This is a genomic window from Streptomyces sp. NPDC090445 (genome assembly GCF_044769385.1).
Classification (GTDB): Bacteria; Actinomycetota; Actinomycetes; order Streptomycetales; family Streptomycetaceae; genus Streptomyces.
Window position 1 is genome coordinate 1 of record NZ_JBIVXV010000034.1, and the last position, 932, is coordinate 932.

The window sequence follows — 932 nt, forward strand, 5'->3', positions numbered from 1 at the left end:
GCCCGGTTACATTCCGAACCCGGAAGCTAAGCCTTTCAGCGCCGATGGTACTGCAGGGGGGACCCTGTGGGAGAGTAGGACGCCGCCGAACAATCTTTCAGGACCCTTGGTCCAGCGTTCAACGCTGGACCAAGGGTCCTTTTTTGTTTTTCACCTCTTTACGCCGAAGCGCGGCCACGGTTCGGTTGCGCGAGAATGACTAGCGGTACCCCGAAGACAGGAGTCACACCCATGTCCAACTCTCCCGACGACCGTCCGGAGCGCGAGCCCCGTCGCAACGACGGCGGTGACCGGGGTGGCTACCGCGGGGGCCGTGACGACCGTGGCGGCGACCGTCCGTTCCGTCGCGACGACCGCGGTGGCCGCCCGTCCGGCGGTGGCGGCTTCCGTCGCGACGACCGCGGCGGCGACCGCCCGCCGTTCCGCCGTGACGACCGCGGCGACCGTCCCTCCTACGGGCGCCGCGACGACGACCGTTACGGCCGCCCCGCCGGCGGCGACCGCGGCGGCGACCGTGGCGGTGACCGGGGTGGCTACCGCGGGGGCCGTGACGACCGCGGCGGCGACCGCCCGCCGTTCCGCCGTGACGACCGGGGCGACCGTCCGTACGGTGGCGGCTTCCGCCGCGACGACGAGCGTCCGTCCTTCCGCCGCGACGACCGCGGCGAGCGTCCCTCCTACCCGCGCCGTGACGACCGGGGCGAGCGTCCGTCGTTCCGTCGGGATGACCGTGGTGAGCGTCCCTCGTACCCGCGCCGTGACGACGAGCGCGGTGGGTTCCGCCGTGACGAGCGTCGTGACGACCGTCCGTCGTACGGGCGCCGTGAGGACCGTCCGTCCTACCCGCGCCGTGACGACCGGGGCGAGCGTCCGTCGTTCCGTCGGGATGACCGTGGTGAGCGTCCCTCGTACCCGCGCCGTGACGACGAGCG

1 rRNA gene and 1 pseudogene are annotated in these 932 nt (G+C 72.4%); one reads left to right on the forward strand and one right to left on the reverse strand.

The features are described 5' to 3' along the window. Nucleotides 1–91, forward strand: a 5S ribosomal RNA gene (gene rrf, locus ACIQUT_RS35470); the annotation flags it as partial. 59 nt (nucleotides 92–150) lie between these two features. Here the strand turns inward: rrf and ACIQUT_RS35475 are convergent. After that, a pseudogene (locus ACIQUT_RS35475) lies at nucleotides 151–932 on the reverse strand (hypothetical protein); the annotation flags it as partial.